This is a genomic window from Paraburkholderia kururiensis JCM 10599 = LMG 19447 (assembly GCF_003986935.1).
Classification (GTDB): Bacteria; Pseudomonadota; Gammaproteobacteria; order Burkholderiales; family Burkholderiaceae; genus Paraburkholderia; species Paraburkholderia kururiensis.
On the sequence record NZ_RJZE01000019.1, the window covers coordinates 135,278 to 150,491 of the forward strand.

The following is a 15,214-nucleotide window of genomic DNA, read 5'->3' on the forward strand; positions in this document are numbered from 1 at the left end:
CTGGGTAGAGCTTTGTGTCATTCCAGCGGTTCATGCGATCGCGGTTCGCCCGCCTCGCGCGAACGTGATCCGCTGGAATGGCATAACACTCCTCTAGCCATGCGGTGCCGGTCCTCGCGTAGCCGCGCCCGAGGGTGCGCGGTATAACAACGAACGAGTCAAGGAGTGACTTCTATGTCCATGTTCAACAAAGTCGTGAAGGAATTCAAATGGGGCCAGCATAACGTTCGCCTCGAAACGGGCGAAATCGCCCGTCAGGCGAGCGGCGCCGTCCTCGTCGACGTCGAAGATACGGTCGTGCTCGCGACCGTGGTCGGCGCGAAGTCGGCCAAGCCCGGCCAGGATTTCTTCCCGCTCACCGTCGACTACATCGAGAAAACGTATTCGGCCGGCAAGATTCCCGGCGGCTTCTTCCGCCGCGAAGGCCGCCCCTCGGAAGGCGAAACGCTCATTTCGCGCCTGATCGACCGTCCGCTGCGCCCGCTTTTCCCTGAAGGCTTCTACAACGAAGTGCAGGTCGTCATTCACGTGTTGTCGGTGAATCCGGACATTCCGTCGGACATCCCGGCCCTGATCGGCGCATCGGCTGCACTCGCGGTGTCGGGCCTGCCGTTCAACGGCCCGGTGGGTGCCGCGCGTGTTGCGTACATCAACAACGAATACGTGCTGAACCCGACGCGCGCGCAGATCAAGGAATCGCGCCTCGACCTCGTCGTGGCGGGTACGGAGCGCGCCGTGCTGATGGTGGAATCCGAAGCAGACCAACTGCCGGAAGACGTGATGCTGGGCGCAGTCGTGTTCGGCCACGAACAGATGCAAACCGCGATCGACGCGATTCACGAACTCGTGCGCGAAGGCGGCAAGCCGGAGTGGAACTGGCAGCCGGCACCGAAGAATGAGCCGCTGATCGCTCGCGTGACGGAACTCGCGCTGGCCGACCTGCAGGCGGCCTACCAGATTCGCGAAAAGCAGGCCCGCTCGGCGAAGGTCAAGGAAATCTACTCGGCCGTGACGGCGAAGCTGGCGGAAGACGCCGTGACGTCGGCTGGCGAAGCGCCGGATGCCGCGACTGTCGGCAACATCCTGTTCGACCTGGAAGCGAAGATCGTTCGCGGCCAGATCCTGAACGGCGAACCGCGCATCGACGGCCGCGATACGCGCACCGTGCGTCCGATCGAAATCCGCACCGGCGTGTTGCCGCGTACGCACGGCTCGGCGCTCTTCACGCGCGGCGAAACGCAGGCGCTCGTGGTGGCGACGCTCGGCACGAAGGGTGACGAGCAGATCATCGACGCGCTCGAAGGCGAGTACCGCGACCGCTTCATGCTCCACTACAACATGCCGCCGTTCGCGACCGGCGAAACCGGCCGCGTGGGCTCGCCGAAGCGCCGCGAAATCGGCCACGGCCGTCTTGCCAAGCGCGCGCTCGTCGCGTGCCTGCCGAGCGCCGAAGAGTTCGGCTACTCGATTCGTGTGGTGTCCGAAATCACGGAATCGAATGGTTCGTCCTCGATGGCTTCGGTGTGCGGCGGCTGTCTCGCACTGATGGACGCCGGCGTGCCGATGAAGGCGCACGTCGCGGGCATCGCGATGGGGCTGATCCTCGAAGACAACAAGTTCGCGGTGCTGAGCGACATTCTCGGCGACGAGGACCACTTGGGCGACATGGACTTCAAGGTGGCCGGTACGGCCGACGGCGTGACCGCGCTGCAGATGGACATCAAGATCCAGGGCATCACGAAGGAAATCATGCAGGTCGCGCTCGCGCAGGCGAAGGAAGGCCGCATGCACATCCTCGGCAAGATGACGGCCGCGGTGTCGGGTGCGAACACGGAACTGTCGGCGTTCGCGCCGCGCATGATCACTGTGAAGATCAACCCGGAGAAGATCCGCGACGTGATCGGCAAGGGCGGTTCGGTGATCCGCGCGCTGACCGAAGAAACCGGCACGACCATCGACATCTCCGACGACGGCGTCGTGACGATTGCGAGCACGAGCAGCGAAGGCATGGCCGAAGCGAAGCGCCGCATCGAAGCGATCACGGCGGAAGTCGAGGTCGGTCAGATCTACGAGGGCACGATTCTCAAGCTGCTGGACTTCGGCGCGATCGTGAACCTGCTGCCGGGCAAGGACGGCCTGCTGCACATCTCGGAAATCGCCAACGAGCGCATCAAGGACATCAACGACTATCTGAAGGAAGGCCAGGTCGTGAAGGTCAAGGTCATCCAGACGGACGAGAAGGGCCGCGTGCGCCTGTCGGCCAAGGCGTTGCTCAACGACTCGCCCTCCGGCGCGCCGCAGGGCGAGCCGGCTCCGCAGCAGTAACGCGGTAGCACGACGACGGCCGGCAGCGCGCAAGCGCGCCGGCCGTTTTTCTTGATGGCACGCGAAACGCGAGCGCGGATCGCGCTGCATGCAACGTTAATCCAGGGCATGCTGTCTGCCGTTTGCAGTGCAATCCAGACTCAGGGGAACGCGGATGAAAGCGATCGAAATTACGGAGTTCGGCGCGCCTGACGTGCTCAAGCTTGCCGAGCGGCCCATGCCGGAACCCAAGGCCGGTGAGGTCTTGATCAAGGTGGCGGCTTCGGGCGTGAACCGTCCGGACGTCTTCCAGCGCAAGGGCGCTTATGCGCCGCCGCCCGGCGCTTCGGACTTGCCGGGCCTGGAGGTGGCGGGTGTGATCGCCGGCGGCACGATCGATCCCAAACGCAATCCGTTCGGCCTGAAGGAGGGTGACCGCGTATGCGCGTTGCTCGCGGGCGGCGGTTATGCCGAGTACGCCGCGGTGCCGCTCCAGCAATGTCTGCCGGTGCCGGGCGCACTGTCGGACGTCGAGGCCGCGTCTTTGCCCGAGACGTTCTTCACGGTGTGGAGCAACGTCTTCATGCGCGCGCAACTGGGCGCGGGCGAGGGCGGTGCGAACGAGACGCTGCTCGTTCAGGGCGGCTCGAGTGGCATCGGCGTGGCGGCCATCCAGATTGCGCACGCGCTGGGCTTTCGCGTCTTCGCGACGGCGGGTTCCGAAGACAAGTGCCGCGCATGCGAGCAACTGGGTGCCGAGCGCGCCATCAACTACCGGACCGAAGACTTCGTCGAAGTACTCAAGTCGCTCACGAACGATCGTGGCGTCGACGTGATTCTCGACATGGTGGGCGGGAGCTACATTCCACGCGAGCTTTCGGCACTCGCGGATGGCGGACGCATCGTGCTGATCGCCATGCTCGGCGGCGCGAAGGCGGAAGTTAACCTCAACGAAATCCTGCGGCGCCGGCTGACCATCACCGGCTCGACGCTGCGCCCGCGTCCCGTGGAGTTCAAGGCGCAAGTGGCTGCGCAACTGAAGGAGCGCGTGTGGCCGCTGATCGACGAGGGTCGCATCAAGCCGGTCGTCTACCGCGTGTTCGAGGCCGCGCGGGCGGCCGAGGCGCATGCGCTCATGGAGAGCAGCGAGCACATCGGCAAGATCGTGCTGAACTGGCAGGGGGCTTGACATGTGCGGTTTGACCGGCTTGGCGGTCGCACAGTAAAATTGCGCGTTTTTGCTTTCGCTGCCCCGGCAACGGACCGCGGGCTGCCCGCGACACGAGAGGACACGACGAGACGATGTCGAAACAACGAGCGAAACTGGTAGTCGGTAACTGGAAGATGCACGGTCGCCTCGAAGCGAACGCCACGTTGCTGCAGGCGATCGCAAAGCGGGCCGCAGCGCTTCCCGCCGATGTCCGCGTTGGTGTTTGCGTGCCGTTTCCGTATCTCGCGCAGGTGCAGTCCCTGCTCGAGGGCAGCCGCGTCGCGTGGGGCGTGCAGGACGTGTCGGCCAACGTGCAAGGCGCCTATACCGGCGAAGTGGCTGCCGAGATGGCGCGCGAATTTGGCGCGTCGTTCGCGATCGTCGGGCATTCGGAGCGCCGTGCATATCACTACGAAAGCGCGGAACTCGTGGCGGTGAAAACGCAGCGCGCCCTCGAGGCGGGTTTGACCCCAATCGTGTGTGTGGGCGAAACGCTCGAGCAGCGCGAAGCCGGGACCACCGAGCAGGTGGTGGACGTGCAGCTTGGCGAAGTGCTCGCAAAGCTCTCGTCCGACGAGGCGGCGCGAATCGTCGTGGCCTATGAGCCGGTGTGGGCGATTGGTACCGGGCGCAGCGCTACGGCGGCGCAGGCTCAGCAGGTGCACGCGTTCCTGCGCGTGCAGCTGGCGGCGAAAGGCGCCGCCGTGGCGGACGTGCCGCTGCTGTATGGCGGTAGCGTGAAGCCCGACAACGCGGAAGAGTTGTTCCGCGAAAGCGATATCGATGGTGGCTTGATCGGCGGCGCTTCGCTCAAGGAGGCCGATTTCATCGCGATCTGCGAGGCCGCTGCCGCGGCGAGCGCCGCTCAGGCTTCGTAAGGCGTTTCGGTTGCCGCGGCATCGCGGCACCCATGCTTCCATGCGCGTGACGGCTTGATGTCACCGCTTTAACAGAACCTCAGGTGAGTGTAATGCTGTATTTGAAGACGTTGATCATTGTCGTCCAGCTGCTGTCGGCGCTTGGCGTTATCGGCCTCGTGCTGCTACAACACGGCAAGGGCGCGGACATGGGCGCCGCGTTCGGCAGCGGCGCGTCGGGCAGTCTGTTCGGTGCAAGCGGTTCCGCGAATTTCCTTTCGCGTACAACCGCCGTGCTTGCAACAGTCTTTTTCGTATCGACGCTGGCGCTTACTTATCTCGGCTCGTATCATTCGAAGCCTTCAGCGGGTGTGTTGGGCGCCGCAACAAATGCGCCTGCGGTTGCCTCCGCTGCGTCGGTTGTTGCGCCGGCTTCGTTGCCTGCCGCGGCTTCGGCTGCATCGACTCCGGGCCAGGACGTGCCGAAATAAATTTTCGACAGACCCGCTTTGATGCGTTGAACAATCTGTTTAGACAGGTTAGAATTCAAGTCTTGAAGCGATTCGCGGGTTTCAACAAGTTGTTTTCCCGGATTGCATACAGTGCCGACGTGGTGAAATTGGTAGACACGCTATCTTGAGGGGGTAGTGGCGAAAGCTGTGCGAGTTCGAGTCTCGCCGTCGGCACCAATGTTATCTAATGCCAGCCGCTGCTTCGCTTCGGCTGGCATTTTTACTTCTGGCGTCGTATTTGTTCGTTTGGCGGCGTCCGTCAAGCTTCTGAAGTAATATGCCGCGGGCCGCACAGCGCTCGCGGAATCCAGAACCAACCGATTGAGGATAGTCTTGAACCTCGCAGCCTATTTCCCCGTCTTGTTGTTCCTCCTTGTGGGCACCGGTTTGGGTATAGCGCTGGTCAGCATTGGCAAGATTCTTGGTCCCAACCGGCCTGACGCCGACAAGAACGCGCCGTACGAGTGCGGCTTCGAAGCTTTCGAAGACGCCCGCATGAAATTCGATGTGCGGTACTACCTCGTGGCCATCCTCTTCATCATCTTCGATCTCGAGACCGCATTCATGTTCCCGTGGGGCGTTGCCCTGCGCGACATCGGCTGGCCGGGCTTCATCGCGATGATGATTTTTCTGCTCGAATTCCTGCTGGGCTTCGCCTATATCTGGAAGAAAGGCGGCCTCGACTGGGAGTAACGGGTTAATTGCCGGTTTGCATGGGTGGCAGCGCCATGCCGCCCGCCTGGAGTGGAAAGCAAATGAGTATCGAAGGGGTCTTGAAGGAAGGGTTTGTCACCACCACGGCTGACAAGCTGATCAACTGGACGCGCACCGGCTCGCTGTGGCCGATGACGTTCGGTCTTGCATGTTGCGCGGTAGAAATGATGCATGCGGGCGCAGCCCGCTACGACCTCGACCGCTTTGGCGTGGTGTTTCGCCCGAGCCCGCGTCAGTCGGATGTGATGATCGTGGCCGGTACGCTGTGCAACAAGATGGCACCGGCTCTGCGCAAGGTGTACGACCAGATGGCCGAGCCGCGCTGGGTCATCTCGATGGGCTCGTGTGCCAACGGTGGCGGCTACTATCACTATTCGTATTCGGTGGTGCGTGGCTGCGATCGCATCGTACCTGTCGATGTGTACGTGCCGGGCTGTCCGCCTACGGCCGAAGCCCTGGTCTACGGGGTGATCCAGCTGCAGGCGAAGATCCGCCGCACCAACACCATCGCCCGTCAATAAGGCCTGAGCCTCCCCCACAATATGGCAAGCAAACTCGAGACCCTGAAAGCGAACCTCGAGACGGCCTTTGGCGGCCGCCTCGTAAGCATTACCGAGGCGATCGGCGAGCTGACGATCGTCGTGAAAGCAGGCGAATACCTCGACGTGGCGAAGCAGCTGCGCGACGATCCGAAGCTGCGTTTCGAACAACTGATCGATCTGTGCGGCGTCGACTATCAGGCGTACGGCGACGGTGCCTACGAGGGCCCGCGTTTTGCAGCCGTGCTGCATCTGCTCTCGGTGACGAACAACTGGCGTCTGCGCGTGCGCGTGTTCGCACCGGACGACGAAGTCCCCATTGTCCCCTCCGTCGTGGATATCTGGAACTCGGTGAACTGGTACGAGCGCGAAGCGTTCGACCTTTATGGCATTGTGTTCGAGGGCCATCCTGACCTGCGCCGCATCCTCACCGACTACGGCTTCATCGGCCACCCGTTCCGCAAGGACTTCCCGGTTTCCGGCTTCGTCGAAATGCGCTACGACCCGGAAGAGAAGCGCGTCGTCTATCAGCCGGTGACGATCGAGCCGCGCGAAATCACGCCGCGCGTGATCCGCGAGGATCGCTATGGCGGTCTGAAACACTAAGAGGGTGCCATGGCAGAAATCAAAAACTACACGCTCAATTTCGGCCCGCAGCACCCGGCAGCGCACGGTGTGCTGCGCCTCGTGCTCGAGCTCGATGGTGAAGTGATCCAGCGTGCCGATCCGCACATCGGCCTTCTGCATCGCGCGACCGAAAAGCTCGCCGAAAGCAAGACGTTCATTCAGTCCGTTCCGTACATGGATCGTCTCGACTACGTGTCGATGATGGTCAACGAGCACGGCTACGTGATGGCGATCGAAAAGCTGCTCGGCATCGACGTGCCGGTTCGCGCCCAGTACATTCGCGTGCTGTTCGACGAAATCACGCGCGTGTTGAACCACCTGATGTGGATCGGCGCGCACGCGCTCGACGTGGGCGCGATGGCGGTGTTTCTCTACGCGTTCCGCGAGCGTGAAGACCTGATGGACGTGTACGAAGCCGTGTCCGGCGCACGGATGCACGCGGCGTACTATCGTCCTGGCGGCGTCTATCGCGACCTGCCGGATGCGATGCCGCAATACAAGGCGTCGAAGATCCGCAACGAGAAGGCGCTCGCCAGAATGAACGAAGCGCGCCAGGGTTCGGTGCTCGACTTCATCGACGATTTCTTCACCCGCTTCCCCAACTGCGTCGACGAATACGAAACGCTGCTCACCGATAACCGCATCTGGAAGCAGCGTCTCGTCGGCATCGGTGTGGTGAGCCCCGAGCGTGCGCTGCAGATGGGCCTCACGGGTCCGATGATCCGCGGCTCCGGTATTGAATGGGATCTGCGCAAGAAGCAGCCGTACGAGGTGTATGACCGCCTCGACTTCGACATCCCGGTCGGCGTGAACGGTGACTGCTACGACCGCTACCTGGTACGCGTCGAGGAAATGCGCCAGTCCACCCGCATTGCGAAACAGTGCATTGAATGGCTGCGCAAGAATCCGGGTCCGGTGATGACCGACAATCACAAGGTTGCGCCGCCGTCGCGCGTGAACATGAAGTCGAACATGGAAGAGCTGATTCACCACTTCAAGCTCTTCACGGAAGGCTTCCACGTGCCGGAAGGCGAGGCCTACGCTGCCGTCGAGCATCCGAAGGGCGAGTTCGGCATCTATCTCGTCTCCGATGGCGCGAACAAGCCGTACCGGCTCAAGATCCGCGCTCCCGGCTACGCGCACCTGGCGGCACTCGACGAAATGGCGCGCGGCCACATGATTGCCGATGCCGTGACCATCATCGGCACGCAGGACATCGTGTTCGGGGAAATCGACCGGTAAGCGGTTTCGCAACACGGCGCGTGCCTCGGGGCAGCAGCAGTCCGGCGCGCGCTGCGCATCATGCAAGGAACGCCACGTCTGTCGCAGCAAGCGGTTCGCGACAGGTTTTCGTTCGGTAGGAATTGAAAGAGTCGTGTCTGAAAATGATCTCAGCTGAAGGCCTGAAAGAAATCGATCGCTCGATCGCGAAATATCCCGCCGACCAGAAGCAGTCCGCGGTGATGGCGGCGCTGGCCGTCGCGCAGGAAGAGCACGGCTGGCTGTCGCCCGAACTCATGCAGTTCGTCGCCGACTATCTGGGCATGCCGGCGATCGCCGTGCAGGAGGTCGCGACCTTCTACACGATGTACGAGACGAAGCCCGTCGGCAAATACAAGATCACGCTCTGCACGAACCTGCCGTGCCAGCTGGGCCCGGACGGCGGCTCGGAGAGCGCGGCCGAATACCTGAAGCAGAAGCTCGGCATCGACTTTGGCGAAACCACGCCGGACGGCAAGTTCACCCTGAAAGAGGGCGAGTGCATGGGCTCGTGCGGTGACGCGCCCGTGATGCTTGTGAACAACCATCGCATGTGCAGCTTCATGAGCCGCGAGAAGATCGACCAGCTGCTCGAGGAACTTTCGAAATGACGTCTTTGCACGATCGGCACATCAAGCCGCTGATTCTCGCCGGGCTGAACGGCGACAACTGGCATCTCGAAGACTACGTTGCGCGCGGCGGTTACAAGCAGCTGCGCCGTATTCTCGAAGAGAAGATTCCGCCCGAGCAGGTCATTGCGGACGTGAAGGCGTCGGGTCTACGCGGCCGCGGCGGTGCGGGTTTCCCGACCGGCCTCAAGTGGAGCTTCATGCCGCGTCAGTTTCCCGGCCAGAAGTATCTCGTCTGCAACTCGGACGAAGGCGAACCGGGCACGTTCAAGGATCGCGACATCCTGCGCTGGAATCCGCATTCGCTGATCGAGGGCATGGCCATCGGCGCGTACGCGATGGGCATTACCGTGGGCTACAACTACATCCACGGCGAGATCTGGGAAGTCTACAAGCGCTTCGAAGAGGCGCTGGAAGAAGCGCGCCGCGCGGGCTTTCTCGGCAAGAACATCCTGGGGACGGACTTCTCGTTCGACCTCTTCGCGCACCACGGTTACGGCGCGTACATCTGCGGCGAAGAAACGGCGCTGCTCGAGTCGCTGGAAGGCAAGAAGGGCCAGCCGCGCTTCAAGCCGCCGTTCCCGGCGAGCTTCGGCGTGTACGGCAAGCCGACCACGATCAACAACACCGAAACGTTCGCGGCCGTGCCGTTCCTGCTGGCCATCGGTCCGCAGAATTACCTCGAACTCGGCAAGCCCAACAACGGTGGTACGAAGATCTTCTCGGTGTCCGGCGACGTCGAACGTCCTGGCAACTACGAAGTGCCGCTCGGCACCCCGTTTGCCACGCTGATGGAGCTTGCGGGCGGCATGCGCGGCGGCAAGAAGATCAAGGCGGTGATTCCGGGCGGCTCGTCGGCGCCGGTGATCCCGGGTGACATCATGATGCAAACCGACCTCGACTACGATTCGATCGCGAAGGCCGGTTCGATGCTCGGCTCGGGCGCCGTGATCGTGATGGACGAGACGCGCTGCATGGTGCGCTCGCTGCTGCGTCTGTCGTACTTCTATTACGAAGAGTCGTGCGGTCAATGCACGCCGTGCCGCGAAGGCACGGGCTGGCTCTACCGCGTGGTGCACCGTATCGAGCATGGTCTTGGCCGCAAGGAAGATCTGGATCTCCTGAACTCCGTGGCGGAAAACATCATGGGCCGTACGATCTGCGCGCTCGGCGATGCAGCCGCCATGCCGGTGCGCGGCATGCTCAAGCACTACTGGGACGAATTCGAATATCACGTGGCCAACAAGCGTTGCCTCGTTGGCGGTCATGCCGGTGCACCGGCGGCGCCGGAGACGGTGGCTGCGTAAGCGGGTTCCTGAGGCCGCCGCGAAGCGAGCGGTCGCAGGGGCGGGCCAGTGAGCGGCCGGCGGGAACAGCAACGAATGCAACGCGCGCAGCAGACACGGCCAGCGCGCCACACCGCAAATTCATCGCTGCAGCAGGCGATGGACGGGGCGAACGATTGAGCGGTAACAGGTTAAGGATGATTGACCATCATGGTTGAACTCGAAATAGACGGCAAGAAGGTCGAGGTGCCTGAAGGCAGCATGGTGATCCAGGCTGCGCACAAGGTCGATACCTACATTCCTCACTTCTGCTATCACAAGAAGCTGTCGATTGCGGCCAATTGCCGGATGTGTCTCGTCGAAGTCGAGAAGATGCCGAAGGCCGTGCCCGCGTGTGCCACGCCGGTGTCGCCCGGCATGGTCGTGCGCACCACCTCCGACAAGGCCGTGAAGGCCCAGCAGTCGGTGATGGAATTCCTGCTCATCAACCACCCGCTCGACTGCCCGATCTGCGATCAGGGCGGCGAATGCCAGTTGCAGGATCTCGCAGTGGGCTACGGCAAGTCGTCGTCGCGCTACAGCGAAGAAAAGCGCGTGGTGTTCCACAAGAACGTCGGTCCACTGATCTCCATGGAAGAGATGACGCGCTGCATCCACTGCACGCGTTGCGTCCGCTTCGGCCAGGAAGTTGCCGGCGTAATGGAACTCGGCATGCTGGGCCGCGGCGAGCATTCGGAAATCACGTCGTTCGTCGGCAAGACCGTGGACTCGGAACTGTCGGGCAACATGATCGACCTGTGCCCGGTAGGCGCGCTCACGAGCAAGCCGTTCCGCTACAGCGCCCGCACGTGGGAACTGTCGCGCCGCAAGTCGGTGAGCCCGCACGATTCCGTCGGCGCAAACCTCGTGGTGCAGGTGAAGAACAACCGCGTCATGCGCGTGCTGCCGCTCGAAAACGAAGCGATCAACGAGTGCTGGATTTCGGACAAGGACCGCTTCTCGTACGAAGGCCTCAACAGCGACGAACGCCTCACGCGCCCGATGGTGAAGCAAGGCGGCCAGTGGATCGAGACGGACTGGCAAACGGCGCTCGAATACGTGGTGAAGGGTCTGAAGGGCATCGCCGCCGACCATGGCGCGAATGCGCTCGCCACGCTCGCGAGCCCGCACAGCACGGTTGAAGAGCTTTATCTGCTGAAGCAACTGGCCAACGCCGTCGGTACGCCGAACGTCGATTTCCGTCTGCGCCAGTCGGATTTCTCGGCCCCGCTCGCGGGCGCACCGTGGCTAGGCACGAAGATCGCCGACCTCTCGACGCTCGACTCGGCGTTCGTGATCGGTTCGTTCCTGCGTCGCGATCATCCGCTGCTGGCCGCGCGTCTGCGCCAGGCCGCCAAGGGTGGCGCAAAGCTCACGCTGCTGCAGGCCACGAACGACGACTCGCTCATTCCGACCGCACAGCGCATCGTGGCGGCACCGTCGGCATGGCTCGACGAGCTGGCCGGCATCGCGGCAGCCGTTGGTCAAGCGCGCGGTGTGAGCGTGCCCGAAGCGTTCGCGGGCGCCCAACCGTCCGAGGCGGCAAAGCAGGTTGCGGCATCGCTCGCAGCCGGCGAACGGCGTGTCGTGCTGCTTGGCAACAGCGCCGTGCAGCATCCCGAATTTGCACGCCTGCACGCCGCAGCACAGTGGATTGCGGAGAACACCGGCGCAACGCTCGGTTTCCTCACCGAGGCGGCGAACACCGTGGGCGCGTACCTGGCCGGCGCGCTGCCGGGCGAGGGCGGCCTGAACGCGCGCGAAGCGTTCGAGCAGCCGCGCAAGGGCTATGTGCTGCTCAACGTCGAGCCCGAGTTCGATACGGCCAATCCGGCAGCGGCGCTGTCTGCGCTGAATCAGGCCGAGATGGTCGTCGTGCTGTCGCCGTTCAAGACCGGCGCGGAATACGCCGACGTCCTGCTGCCTATCGCGCCGTTCACGGAAACGTCCGGCACGTTCGTCAACGCCGAAGCCACGGTGCAGTCGTTCAACGGTGTCGTGCGTCCGCTTGGCGACGCCCGCCCGGCCTGGAAGGTGCTGCGCGTGCTCGGCAGCCTGCTTGGCAAGCCGGGTTTCGAGTTCGATACGTCCGAAGAAGTGCGCACGGCTGCGCTGGGCGACGGCGACCTCACGTCGCGTCTGTCGAACAAGGCAAACGGCGCGATCGCACGTGCCGCAGGCGGTTCGGCGGCGAAGCCGGCCAACGGCGGCTTCGAACGCGTGTCCGATGTGCCGATCTACCACGCCGACCCGCTCGTGCGTCGTGCGCCGTCGCTGCATCTAACGATGGCGGCGAAGGCGGCCGGGACGGTGGGCCTGCCGGCAGCGCTCTTCGATCAGCTGGGTTTGAAGGACGGCGACGCGGTGCGCGTGCGCCAGGGCGATCGCTCGGTGCAGGCACCGGCGGTGCGCGACGCGAATCTTGCGCAGACGGTGGTGCGCGTGCCGGCGGCAACGCCCGCCGGTGCGGCGCTGGGCAGCCTGTTCGGTGAACTGCTGGTGGAGAAGGCGTAAATGAGCTTGTTCGATACGATCAACGCAGGCGGCAGCCAGTTGCTGGGTGTGGCGTGGCCCACGGTGTGGGCACTCGTGCGCATCCTGGTGGTGGCGGTGGTGATCCTGCTGTGCGTCGCGTACCTGATCCTCTGGGAGCGCAAGCTCATCGGCTGGATGCATGTGCGTATTGGCCCGAACCGTGTGGGTCCCGCAGGTCTTCTGCAGCCTATCGCAGACGTGCTGAAGCTGCTGCTGAAGGAAGTGATCCAGCCCGCGCAGGCAAGCCGCTGGACTTACCTGATTGCTCCGATCATGACCGTGGTGCCGGCGTTCGCCGTGTGGGCCGTGATTCCGTTCCAGGCAGGCGCTGTGCTCGGCAACATCAACGCGGGTCTGCTGTACGCAATCGCAATCTCGTCGATTGGCGTCTACGGCGTGATTCTCGCGGGCTGGGCGTCCAACTCGAAGTACGCCTTCCTTGGCGCCATGCGTGCCGCAGCGCAGATGGTCTCGTACGAAATCGCCATGGGCTTCGCGCTCGTGGTCGTTCTGATGACCTCGGGCAGCCTCAACCTCTCGGACATCGTCAACTCGCAGGAACGCGGTTTCTTCGCCGATCACGGCGTGGCACTGCTCTCGTGGAACTGGCTGCCGCTCCTGCCGATGTTCGTCGTGTACTTCATCTCGGGCATCGCCGAAACGAACCGCCACCCGTTCGACGTGGTGGAAGGGGAGTCGGAAATCGTCGCGGGCCACATGATCGACTACTCGGGTATGGCGTTCGCGCTGTTCTTCCTCGCCGAGTACATCAACATGATCGTGATCTCGGCCTTGGCTTCGACGCTGTTCCTCGGCGGCTGGAGCGCACCGTTCGGCTTCCTGTCGTTCATCCCGGGCGTGTTCTGGCTGGTGCTGAAAGTCTTTTTCCTGCTGTCGGTATTCATCTGGGCGCGTGCCACGTTCCCGCGCTACCGCTACGACCAGATCATGCGTCTCGGCTGGAAGGTGTTCATTCCGGTGTGCTGTGTCTGGCTGGTGGTGGTCGGCTTCTGGATCATGTCGCCGCTGAATATCTGGAAATAAAGGGCGGATGAACCCATGACCGCAATCCAAAACTTCTTCAAGACCTTCTTTCTCACCGAGCTGCTCAAGGGCCTCGCGCTGACGGGACGTTACACGTTCCGGCGCAAGTTCACGGTGCAGTTCCCCGAAGAGAAGACGCCTATTTCGCCGCGCTTTCGCGGGCTGCACGCACTGCGCCGCTACGAGAACGGCGAAGAGCGCTGCATCGCGTGCAAGCTGTGCGAAGCGGTGTGCCCGGCGCTCGCCATCACGATCGAGTCTGAAACGCGCGCGGACAACACGCGCCGCACGACGCGCTACGACATCGACCTGACCAAGTGCATTTTCTGTGGCTTCTGCGAAGAGAGCTGCCCCGTCGATTCGATCGTCGAGACGCACATTCTCGAATATCACGGCGAGAAGCGCGGCGATCTGTATTTCACGAAAGACATGCTGCTGGCCGTGGGCGATCGCTATGAAGCGCAGATCGCCGCGAACAAGGCAGCGGACGCGCCGTACCGTTGATTTCAGTTTGATGCTCGATCGGCCCGCGGTCCGGGCCGGCTGCAGGGCCCGCGCGGTGTAGCTCACGCGCGAAGCCTCAGCCCGACCGCCGCGGCGCGGTGCCCCTGTGCCAGCCCGTGCCGCGCGTCCGACGACAACAAGCCTCACGATGGCCTAACGATGAACCGGTAATCATGGAATTCACGACCGTACTGTTCTACATCTTCGCGCTGCTCCTGACGGTGTCAGGGCTGAAGGTGATCACCTCGCGCAACCCGGTGTCCTCCGCGCTGTTCCTCGTGCTCGCGTTCTTCAACGCGGCCGCGATCTGGATGCTGCTCGAGGCCGAATTCCTCGCCATCCTGCTGGTGCTCGTCTACGTGGGCGCGGTGATGGTGCTGTTCCTGTTCGTCGTGATGATGCTCGACATCAATCTCGACGTACTGCGGCGCGACTTCCGGCGCTTCGTGCCGATGGCCACCGTGGTAGGCGCGATCATCGTGATCGAGACCGCGCTGATCCTCTGGCACGGCTACGGTGCCACGACCACGCCGGTGCGCGATACGGCTGCGGCTGCCGCTCTGGGCTCCATGCCGAACACGCGCCTGATCGGCCGGATCATTTACTCGGAATACATCTTCGCATTCGAAGTGGCGGGCCTCGTGCTGCTCGTGGCGATCATTGCCGCGATCGCGCTGACCGCGCGCCATCTCAAGACCCGCAAACGTCAGGTGGTGTCGGAGCAGGTGCACGTGCGGCGTGAAGACCGCGTGCGCCTTGTGAAGATGCCGGCCGAGAAGGCCGCACCCGAACCGGTTGCGGGAGAAACTGCGCCCGGCAGCAACAGCTGAGCGAGGAGGAGAAAAACATGTTGACCCTTGCCCATTACCTCGTGCTCGGCGCGATCCTGTTCGCGATCGCTGTCGTCGGCATTTTCCTGAACCGTCGCAACATCATCATCATCCTGATGGCGATCGAGCTGATGCTGCTGGCGGTGAACACCAATTTCGTCGCGTTCTCGCATTACCTCGGCGACGTGCATGGCCAGATCTTCGTGTTCTTCGTGCTGACAGTGGCAGCAGCGGAGGCGGCGATCGGTCTCGCCATTCTGGTGACCCTGTTCCGTAGCCTCGACACGATCAACGTCGAGGACCTCGATCAGCTCAAAGGTTAAT

Annotated in this window: 15 protein-coding genes and 1 tRNA gene; all 16 read left to right on the top strand. The window is 63.0% G+C overall.

Features of this window, described 5'->3' with window-relative positions; genetic code table 11:
- Window positions 1-174: 174 nt before the first annotated feature.
- The 16 genes from pnp to nuoK all read left to right on the top strand — a co-directional run bounded on the left by pnp (window position 175) and on the right by nuoK (window position 15,213).
- Window positions 175-2,325 (top strand): polyribonucleotide nucleotidyltransferase, encoded by a 2,151-nt coding sequence (gene pnp, locus PKKP23_RS22655; protein WP_126878508.1) that lies wholly within the window; start codon window positions 175-177, stop codon window positions 2,323-2,325.
- A gap of 154 nt (window positions 2,326-2,479) precedes the next feature.
- The gene (locus tag PKKP23_RS22660) at window positions 2,480-3,493 is read left to right on the top strand and encodes an NAD(P)H-quinone oxidoreductase (protein ID WP_126878509.1); all 1,014 of its coding nucleotides are present in this window, start codon (window positions 2,480-2,482) and stop codon (window positions 3,491-3,493) included.
- A gap of 113 nt (window positions 3,494-3,606) precedes the next feature.
- A complete protein-coding gene (gene tpiA, locus PKKP23_RS22665) occupies window positions 3,607-4,392 on the top strand; it encodes a triose-phosphate isomerase (RefSeq protein WP_126878510.1) in 786 nt (261 codons plus the stop codon).
- A gap of 92 nt (window positions 4,393-4,484) precedes the next feature.
- Entirely contained in the window at window positions 4,485-4,862 is a 378-nt protein-coding gene (secG, locus tag PKKP23_RS22670; protein ID WP_017774405.1) for a preprotein translocase subunit SecG, read from the top strand.
- A 113-nt stretch (window positions 4,863-4,975) separates the two neighbouring features.
- Window positions 4,976-5,060 (top strand) — tRNA-Leu (locus PKKP23_RS22675).
- Window positions 5,061-5,216: 156 nt separating this feature from the next.
- Window positions 5,217-5,576 (top strand): NADH-quinone oxidoreductase subunit A, encoded by a 360-nt coding sequence (locus tag PKKP23_RS22680; RefSeq protein ID WP_017774406.1) that lies wholly within the window; start codon window positions 5,217-5,219, stop codon window positions 5,574-5,576.
- Between the two features lie 62 nt (window positions 5,577-5,638).
- A complete protein-coding gene (locus tag PKKP23_RS22685; protein ID WP_006052903.1) occupies window positions 5,639-6,118 on the top strand; it encodes a NuoB/complex I 20 kDa subunit family protein in 480 nt (159 codons plus the stop codon).
- Window positions 6,119-6,139: 21 nt separating this feature from the next.
- Window positions 6,140-6,742, top strand: coding sequence for an NADH-quinone oxidoreductase subunit C (locus tag PKKP23_RS22690; protein ID WP_126878511.1), 603 nt, complete (start codon window positions 6,140-6,142; stop codon window positions 6,740-6,742).
- A 9-nt stretch (window positions 6,743-6,751) separates the two neighbouring features.
- The gene (locus tag PKKP23_RS22695) at window positions 6,752-8,005 is read left to right on the top strand and encodes an NADH-quinone oxidoreductase subunit D (protein ID WP_126878512.1); all 1,254 of its coding nucleotides are present in this window, start codon (window positions 6,752-6,754) and stop codon (window positions 8,003-8,005) included.
- A gap of 143 nt (window positions 8,006-8,148) precedes the next feature.
- On the top strand, window positions 8,149-8,634 hold the full coding sequence (nuoE, locus tag PKKP23_RS22700) for an NADH-quinone oxidoreductase subunit NuoE (RefSeq protein WP_017774409.1): 486 nt from the start codon (window positions 8,149-8,151) through the stop codon (window positions 8,632-8,634).
- Window positions 8,631-9,959, top strand: a complete 1,329-nt coding sequence (nuoF, locus tag PKKP23_RS22705) for an NADH-quinone oxidoreductase subunit NuoF (protein ID WP_017774410.1) — start codon at window positions 8,631-8,633, stop codon at window positions 9,957-9,959. The genes nuoE and nuoF overlap by 4 nt, the downstream gene beginning before the upstream one ends.
- A gap of 189 nt (window positions 9,960-10,148) precedes the next feature.
- Window positions 10,149-12,491, top strand: coding sequence for an NADH-quinone oxidoreductase subunit NuoG (nuoG, locus tag PKKP23_RS22710; protein ID WP_126878513.1), 2,343 nt, complete (start codon window positions 10,149-10,151; stop codon window positions 12,489-12,491).
- Window positions 12,492-13,556 (top strand): NADH-quinone oxidoreductase subunit NuoH, encoded by a 1,065-nt coding sequence (gene nuoH, locus PKKP23_RS22715; RefSeq protein ID WP_126878514.1) that lies wholly within the window; start codon window positions 12,492-12,494, stop codon window positions 13,554-13,556.
- Between the two features lie 15 nt (window positions 13,557-13,571).
- Window positions 13,572-14,060 (top strand): NADH-quinone oxidoreductase subunit NuoI, encoded by a 489-nt coding sequence (gene nuoI, locus PKKP23_RS22720; RefSeq protein ID WP_017774413.1) that lies wholly within the window; start codon window positions 13,572-13,574, stop codon window positions 14,058-14,060.
- A gap of 173 nt (window positions 14,061-14,233) precedes the next feature.
- Window positions 14,234-14,890, top strand: a complete 657-nt coding sequence (locus PKKP23_RS22725; RefSeq protein WP_017774414.1) for an NADH-quinone oxidoreductase subunit J — start codon at window positions 14,234-14,236, stop codon at window positions 14,888-14,890.
- A 17-nt stretch (window positions 14,891-14,907) separates the two neighbouring features.
- A complete protein-coding gene (gene nuoK, locus PKKP23_RS22730; protein ID WP_017774415.1) occupies window positions 14,908-15,213 on the top strand; it encodes an NADH-quinone oxidoreductase subunit NuoK in 306 nt (101 codons plus the stop codon).
- Window position 15,214: the final 1 nt, after the last annotated feature.

What these genes read in the sequence shown, in the direction of transcription:
- nuoG (WP_126878513.1), top strand. Translation starts at nt 10,149, where the DNA reads ATGGTTGAACTCGAAATAGACGGCAAGAAGGTCGAGGTGCCTGAAGGC.
- PKKP23_RS22690 (WP_126878511.1), top strand. Translation starts at nt 6,140, where the DNA reads ATGGCAAGCAAACTCGAGACCCTGAAAGCGAACCTCGAGACGGCCTTT.
- secG (WP_017774405.1), top strand. Translation starts at nt 4,485, where the DNA reads ATGCTGTATTTGAAGACGTTGATCATTGTCGTCCAGCTGCTGTCGGCG.
- PKKP23_RS22725 (WP_017774414.1), top strand. Translation starts at nt 14,234, where the DNA reads ATGGAATTCACGACCGTACTGTTCTACATCTTCGCGCTGCTCCTGACG.
- PKKP23_RS22695 (WP_126878512.1), top strand. Translation starts at nt 6,752, where the DNA reads ATGGCAGAAATCAAAAACTACACGCTCAATTTCGGCCCGCAGCACCCG.
- nuoF (WP_017774410.1), top strand. Translation starts at nt 8,631, where the DNA reads ATGACGTCTTTGCACGATCGGCACATCAAGCCGCTGATTCTCGCCGGG.
- nuoH (WP_126878514.1), top strand. Translation starts at nt 12,492, where the DNA reads ATGAGCTTGTTCGATACGATCAACGCAGGCGGCAGCCAGTTGCTGGGT.
- nuoK (WP_017774415.1), top strand. Translation starts at nt 14,908, where the DNA reads ATGTTGACCCTTGCCCATTACCTCGTGCTCGGCGCGATCCTGTTCGCG.
- pnp (WP_126878508.1), top strand. Translation starts at nt 175, where the DNA reads ATGTCCATGTTCAACAAAGTCGTGAAGGAATTCAAATGGGGCCAGCAT.
- nuoE (WP_017774409.1), top strand. Translation starts at nt 8,149, where the DNA reads ATGATCTCAGCTGAAGGCCTGAAAGAAATCGATCGCTCGATCGCGAAA.
- tpiA (WP_126878510.1), top strand. Translation starts at nt 3,607, where the DNA reads ATGTCGAAACAACGAGCGAAACTGGTAGTCGGTAACTGGAAGATGCAC.
- nuoI (WP_017774413.1), top strand. Translation starts at nt 13,572, where the DNA reads ATGACCGCAATCCAAAACTTCTTCAAGACCTTCTTTCTCACCGAGCTG.
- PKKP23_RS22685 (WP_006052903.1), top strand. Translation starts at nt 5,639, where the DNA reads ATGAGTATCGAAGGGGTCTTGAAGGAAGGGTTTGTCACCACCACGGCT.
- PKKP23_RS22660 (WP_126878509.1), top strand. Translation starts at nt 2,480, where the DNA reads ATGAAAGCGATCGAAATTACGGAGTTCGGCGCGCCTGACGTGCTCAAG.